This is a genomic window from Mammaliicoccus sp. J-M40, from assembly GCF_022386395.1.
Taxonomy (GTDB): domain Bacteria; phylum Bacillota; class Bacilli; order Staphylococcales; family Staphylococcaceae; genus Mammaliicoccus; species Mammaliicoccus lentus.
This window is the reverse complement of the sequence record NZ_JAJNIQ010000005.1, coordinates 186,087-193,242: the sequence shown is the minus strand read 5'-3', so window position 1 is coordinate 193,242 and position 7,156 is coordinate 186,087. Positions and strand designations below refer to the sequence as shown.

Here is a 7,156-nt window from a genome sequence, read left to right as displayed (position 1 = left end):
AAAAATCAAACAGATTTATTTTGTTAATACATTCTAAAAAACCAATGGTTGATTACTTCTAAAGATATTACACATAAATATGGACTTGACTGTATTTTCCATAATTTTAATATGATTTCATCCTAAGTACATGAGATAATTACCTCTAACAGGCTAGTTATTTTTATCTAGCTCGTTACATTTTCTAATAGGCTAGACTTTTCAAACAAGCACGTTAGCTCTGTATTTTCCAAACTTAAAATTGACCTCCACTACTATCACTACCACCTTTAAAGTATTTTCTTTCTTCTTTATTAAATACTTGTTCTGGGTCCATATATGGCTTTAATTTATATTTTCCTTTTGATAAATTCAAACCATCTATTGCAATTCTATCTTGTGTAACGGCATGGGGTGTTAACTGTTCATATTCTTGTGGTCCAACTGATGTTATCAGTTTAAAACCTTCTTTTTCTGATAAATACTTAAATGCTGGAGAACCAATTTCTACTCTTGCTCCGAAAGGATAAATGAATAAATCAGTCTTACCTATAATCGGTTCTACTTCTTTCTTCCATCTCTTCGTATCTTGAACAATTTGATTATAACTACTATTTGTAAAGTTTATATGGCCATAAGAATGACTGCCAAATTGCCACCCGTCACGCTTCATGACTTTCACTATTTCTTTAGCGTCTTGCTTTCTTTCTTCATAGTCTTTACTGTCTAATTCATTTGTACGATAACCCAGTACGCCCTCGTAGCCTGTTAATGCAACAACACCTTTAGCGCCTTTATAAGAGAAATCTTTATGTTCTTTAACATACTCATTTAAAATTGGTACAATTGCTTCTTGTGAAGATTTAACGGTCTTCCCGTGATCATCTGTTGATTCTGAAATCACTTCTTTATTTTCATTTAATACGAGTCGATTAACATTACCATTTTTACGCATATAGTCGTAATAATTCATATCATCAATTGACAAAATTAAAGGTTTTTTTCCTTTTGGTAATTTTAACTCTTTCTTCTTAACTTTATCTCCTGAAAAATCATATGCATCATGAGGATCTATTAAAATATAATTATTCTTATGCAGTTCTTTAATGGCAGCTTCAAATTCATGTGTTGTTAACATCCAATCAAAATATCCTTTTGCTTGTTCTCCTGTAAACGCACGTTTAGGATAAGGTACATTAGGATGGACAAACAAGTGATGGATAACGCCATTATATGGTTCCAAACTTTTTTCATCTTCTTTATCTTGTTTAGCATCATATTTTTGCGAAACTTTATTTTCAGTAGCCTTCTTTGGTGCTTTATTCGTTTTCTGTTCATCTTGTTGACAACCGGAAAGTACTGTTACGATAACTATTAAATATATAATACTGTTTAGTATTTTTTTCAAGAAGTCCCCATCTCCTTTTTAAATATATTTATAGTTATAATACTAGCGTTATTTCCAATTAATGTAAAGTGAGGTAAATAATAATTTAATTATAAAATAATATAAAGATTAAAATATGTAGAAGATTATTGAATGCGTGGCATAGTATGGCAAGTTCAAAACGCTTAGTCAAAATATAAATTGCGCCAAATACTAAACCTAACCCACAATAAATTAAAAATTCCCCGACGTTTAAAGGTCCATGTATCAAGCCAAATAGAACACTAGACACTATATATCCAACTAATAAATGACCTCTAAAAATACCTTTCATAATAAGCATCCTAAAGATGAGCTCTTCAAAAATCGGTCCTAAAATTACGAAAATTATAATGGATATCATGATAGGTAAATATTTTAAATCTTGATAAACCTCTAATTGATTATGTGGCTGACCAATTATTAATGAAATTGACCAGTAAATAACAAGACCAATTAAAGTAGCACATAACATATATAACAAATATGTACGTTTAATTGGCTTTACTTCAAAAATATTTAATTTAAACTTTTCTATAAGATATAGTGACAACCCAAATAACACAACGCCTAAAAGCAATATCCATAAATTTTGAGCCAGACCAATAGAAGTGTACGCTCCAGTTAGCATGATAATGAGTAATATAGATTGCCAAAATACATATTTATATCTTTTTGTAGATATTGGATTCGTATCATTTAATACTCTGTTTAAGTTCATTTTATTCTTCCCCATTTTTAATAAAGCCATCCCTAATTTATATCAATTCTTTTATATTATTATACCAATAATCTTAGTTAAACACTTTTATTTCATAGGAATTTTTAAAATAAATGAAGATCCAATATTAATTTTACTTTCAACTTCTAAAACACCATCCATTTGATGTGCTAAATTTCGCGCAATATACAAACCTAACCCTGACCCGCCGGTAGTCTTGTTTCTAGATTCTTCAACTCTATACGTTCTATCAAAAATACGGTTTAAATGTTCGCTCGCTATACCCGTCCCATCGTCAGACACAGTTATAACAAGAATATTCCCCGCTTCTTGATTCACTTTTAACTCTATTCTTGAACCAAGGCCTGTAAATTTTATCGCATTATCAATAATATTCAATAAAATACATTCTAATGGAACCCGATATTGTTTAAAGGATTGCACCTCATCACATAAATTAACATCAATCGTTCTCGATTCGCACGCGGCTTGTTGTTCATAAGTTTGTAATATAGAAACGAACAACTTATCTATATAAATCGTTTCAAGTTCATAATTGTTCCTTGAAACAGTATTCAAACTCATAACACTCGTTAATTCATCAAACATAGTAGCTATTCTTTGCGATTGCTTAATTAATACATCGTAAGCTTTATTTTGCTCCTCTTCTGTTGAAATAACACCATCTTTGAGACCTTCCGCAATATGAGGTAATGCTTGCTAAAGGTGTTTTTAAATCATGTGATAAATTTTGTACCATTTCTGATTTTTCCTGTTGTTCATGCTTCACTTGTTCAATTTGTATTTCAATATTTCGTGCCATCGTATTAAATGAATGACTAAGTTCTCTCATCTCTTTCGGACTATCAATATTAAGTTCTGTTTCATTATAATGACCTTGGGCTACACGTTTTGTCTGCAAATTCATTAAACGAATCCGTCTGACGAGTGGATTAATAAATAAAATACAAATAGCCGTTGTTAAACAACTTGCGATAATAGCGCTTATAGTTAGTAACAACGTTGTATGAGCATCGAACCACATCCATTTATATGCAACCGTTAAGATGGCTGTCGTTAACACAATGCTACTTATAAATGCAATTAATATTTGAGTTCTGATTGTTAACATTTATTTCGCCCTCTCGAATTTATATCCCAATCCCCAAACTGTCGTAATAACATAATCGTGGAAATCTTGTCGTTCTAACTTTTCTCTAATTCTACGTATGTGTACATTCACTGTATTCGCATCTTCGTAATAGTCATATCCCCAAACTTTCTCTAATAATTCAGATTTAGAAATAACTGTTTTTTCACGTTCAGCTAAATACCATAATAAATCAAATTCTCTTACACGTAGTGGAATCTCTTCATCGTTTATTTTCAATACTTTCTCTTGCTTACATAATGTCATGGAATCGAATGTTAAATAATCTTGTTTATTAAATTTTCTACTACGATTTAATAAATTATGTGATCTTAAAATTAATTCTCTAGGACTGAAAGGTTTCTTTATATAGTCATCTGCCCCTAAAGTTAAAGCATAAATTGTGTCATTTTCTTGTGTCTTTGCTGTTAAATAAATAAATGGAATATCAAGACTTTGTTCTCTCATCTTCTTAACCACTTCATAGCCATTTACCTCAGGCATCATAATATCCAATATCATCAAGTCAATAGAATCATCTATTTGCTCAATTGCTTCTTGTCCATTGGTTCCTGTAATTACTTGGTGCCCTTCATATTCAAAATACGTTTTACAGATATCCAGAATATCTTGTTCATCGTCTACGATTAGTATTTTTGCCCTGTTGTCATCCTGCTTCCTTCTTATTAAACTTATTGATAAATGTTTTTACAGATGTTGAATTAATACATTCTTTATTAAGCGCAATAAATATAAATCCAGATAATTGTACAGGGTATGTAAAAATCATATCTGCTAGAATGTTATTAATCATAATAAATATACCAAATAGAGCTGCAGAATACTCTAGGAAACCTATGATGAGAGCCAAACCAATCATTATTTCACCAATAGGAATAATCCATTCCCAATAAGAAGTGTAAGGTTCAATAATAATTTTAAAGAAATGTTTATACCATTTTGGAGAGTCTTGATTCTGTGCAATGACTTTAGTAAGACCACCTAAACTGAAACCACCTGTTAACTTTTCATAACCTTGTCTTAAAATGTATATGCCACTTACAATGCGTATGATTAAAAATATAATTTGATATAATTTTTTCATGATGTTTTCTCCTTTATATAACATGATAGGGAAAAACGGTTTACCCGAATTCCCCTAATAGAAGTAATTTTTTATTTTAATTTGGCACTACCGAATGTTACATGCGCTTTATTACAATATATTGTTACTTCGTTATATTTTGAAACATCCATATCTTTTAAATCAAAAGTTTGTTCCATTTTGTCATAATCTACTTTAGCAATTTGCATACCGTTCTCAACATCGCCATCTTTTGTTAAATAAACATGTAAGTCTGGACCTTTAGAAGATTTATAATCAGTAAGCATTAATTTATGATCTTTAATAGTTGCTTTACCTTCAACCATTTCACCATTCATAGACTTAAACATACCAGACATCATCATATCGTCTTTTTTCATATCTTTATCTTTCATGTCCATGTCTTTGTCTTTCATCTCTTTGTCCTTCATATCCATGTCTTTGTCCATTTCTTTATCTTTCATTTCACTTTTTGTTTCCATTTTTTCGTCTTTTTTCATATCGTCATTACCACATGCACCTAATAAAATCGTAGTTGAAAGTGCAAGTGCTCCTATAGCTGTAGTTGAAAATTTCATTTAACACATCTCCTTTTAATTTGATATGTTAATTGTATAAAGTACAGCTCTATTAAACCATTAACTGTTTATTAACTACCATAAAGTAATTCTTAAATATTTATTTCATTAATTTCATTTGTTGCACTTCGACTTACGAGTACTTTTTTAGTCATGTTAATAAACAATCCTGTTTCTACAACTCCAACTATAGATTTAAGTGTATTATTTAACTGTTCAGGGTGATGAATTTCCGAAAAATCACAATCAAGAATATAATTTTGATTATCAGTAACAAAAATCTCTTCTTCTTTTTTTCTTAAAATCGCTTTACATCCTAACGACTCTATAGATTGCGCTGTAATTTTCCATCCAAATGGTATGACCTCTATAGGCAACTTAAACTTACCAAGTGTTTTGACTACTTTTGATTCATCTACAATAACGATGAATTTTTTAGCTGCATCAGCAACTATTTTCTCCCTTAATAGCGCACCGCCGCCACCTTTAATCAACTGTAAATTCTCATCCACTTCATCTGCACCATCAATTGCGATATCTAAACTTCTTATTTCTGAAAAATCACTAAGAGGAATTTCAAATTTTTTAGCCCATTCTGCTGTTTTTTCAGATGTAGGTACACAAACAATATTTAATCCTTCTTTAACCCGCTCACCTAAATGTTTAATAGCATAATACATCGTAGACCCAGTACCTAGACCTACTTTCATATCATCTTCTATATATTGAATAGCCTCTATCGCTACACTTTCCTTTAACTCATCTTGATTCATTATGGACACCTCAATCTATATTTATATGTTTAAAATTCAACTTAACAACATTATAAATATACATAGTGCAAACATCCTAACGTATTGATTGAGAATACTTTGATATTTCATAAAAAATCACCCATAAAAATTAGAATTGTATCTAAATTTTATGGGTGAATATCATTTTATATTTATTTTGTAGGGTATCTATGTGAAAACATACAAATTATTATTTTGTATTTGAAGGTTCTTCATCTGTTCTTGGTAACGGGTAAAAACCGGCATTAAATTGTTTCCATAATGGTTCTGTTAATTCATGTTTGTCTGTTCTTTCAGGATCGAACATAGATACAATTTCATCTTCTTTACCTTGTTTAATTTTGCTAATGAATTCGTAATCTAATAGCAATTCTCTACCTAAAGCGATAAGAGGTGCACCAGTTTCAAGTGCAGCGATAGCATCCTCAGCTGTAAATATAGAGCCAATACCTATTAATGGTAAACGTCCATTTATCCAGTCTAACAATAATTTAACACGTTGTTGTCCTTTATATTCACCTTCTCTTGTTTCAGAGTGAATATCCATTAGAGATACGTGTAAATAATCTATCGGTTTTTCAGATAATGTTTTGACAAGTTGTTCAGTTAATTCCATAGAAATACCTGGAGATTCTACTTCTTCTGGAGAGAAGCGATAACCTACTATAAAGTCTGGTGTAGCATGTTCATTTACGACTTTTGTTACTGCATCTACAACTGCTAGAGGGTAACGTAAATGTTCGCCCCACTCATCATCTCTTCTATTATAGTAAGGTGAGAAGAATTGATGGATTAGATAGTGGTTGGCACCATGAATTTCAACGCCATCAAATCCCGCTTCAATTGCGATACGCGTTGCTCTCGCAAATGATTCAATAGAATGTTCAATTTCTTCTACAGTTAAAGGTCTAGCTTTATGTGTTTCTTTTTGACCGAATCCTCTAACTTCTACTTCACTCGGTGCAGCAACGTCGCCATCAGGTGTTAAACCAGGTAGTGACATAGCACCGCCGTGATGAATTTGAATTAATGCTTTAGCACCATTTTTCTTCATAACTTCAGCTTGCTTAGATAATCCACTTATATCCGTTTCTTTAGAAACAGAAGCTTGTCCAGGAAATGCTTGACCAAGCGGTTCAACATAACTTGCTGCAGTCAAAGCAATCCCAACATCTTGAGATCGTTTTTCTATATATGGTAATTCAATATCAGAAATACTGCCATCATCATTAGAAGACACATGTGTTAAAGGCGCTAACACAAATCTATTTCTTAATACTACACCATTCGGTAATTTTAGTTCTTTAAATAAAGGTTCATATTTCGCATTCATTTTTTAAGTCCTCCTTATGAAATAACACTATAACATCATTATTTTAGAAGTTACTAATTTAATGCTTATA

At 31.1% G+C, this 7,156-nt stretch carries 7 protein-coding genes and 1 pseudogene; all 8 read right to left on the bottom strand.

All coding sequences use genetic code 11. The features are described from left to right. Positions 1-235 precede the first annotated feature (235 nt). Positions 236-1,387 carry a polysaccharide deacetylase family protein gene (locus LQ688_RS08330; RefSeq protein ID WP_147641145.1) on the bottom strand — a complete coding sequence of 384 codons (1,152 nt, stop codon included), beginning with the start codon at positions 1,385-1,387 and terminating at the stop codon, positions 236-238. An 85-nt stretch (positions 1,388-1,472) separates the two neighbouring features. After that, the gene (locus tag LQ688_RS08325; protein WP_064204972.1) at positions 1,473-2,126 is read right to left on the bottom strand and encodes a CPBP family intramembrane glutamic endopeptidase; all 654 of its coding nucleotides are present in this window, start codon (positions 2,124-2,126) and stop codon (positions 1,473-1,475) included. A gap of 87 nt (positions 2,127-2,213) precedes the next feature. Beyond that, positions 2,214-3,258 (bottom strand): annotated as a pseudogene (locus LQ688_RS08320) (sensor histidine kinase). Continuing rightward, the gene (locus LQ688_RS08315; protein WP_239704026.1) at positions 3,259-3,930 is read right to left on the bottom strand and encodes a response regulator transcription factor; all 672 of its coding nucleotides are present in this window, start codon (positions 3,928-3,930) and stop codon (positions 3,259-3,261) included. A gap of 13 nt (positions 3,931-3,943) precedes the next feature. After that, positions 3,944-4,381, bottom strand: coding sequence for a DoxX family protein (locus tag LQ688_RS08310; RefSeq protein WP_017000656.1), 438 nt, complete (start codon positions 4,379-4,381; stop codon positions 3,944-3,946). Positions 4,382-4,452: 71 nt separating this feature from the next. Next, positions 4,453-4,959: a DM13 domain-containing protein gene (locus LQ688_RS08305; RefSeq protein ID WP_135022294.1), complete on the bottom strand. Its 507-nt coding sequence runs from the start codon at positions 4,957-4,959 to the stop codon at positions 4,453-4,455. Between the two features lie 92 nt (positions 4,960-5,051). Further along, on the bottom strand, positions 5,052-5,732 hold the full coding sequence (gene rpiA, locus LQ688_RS08300; RefSeq protein WP_239732622.1) for a ribose-5-phosphate isomerase RpiA: 681 nt from the start codon (positions 5,730-5,732) through the stop codon (positions 5,052-5,054). Between the two features lie 211 nt (positions 5,733-5,943). Then, positions 5,944-7,086 (bottom strand): NADH-dependent flavin oxidoreductase, encoded by a 1,143-nt coding sequence (locus LQ688_RS08295; protein WP_239706278.1) that lies wholly within the window; start codon positions 7,084-7,086, stop codon positions 5,944-5,946. Positions 7,087-7,156: the final 70 nt, after the last annotated feature.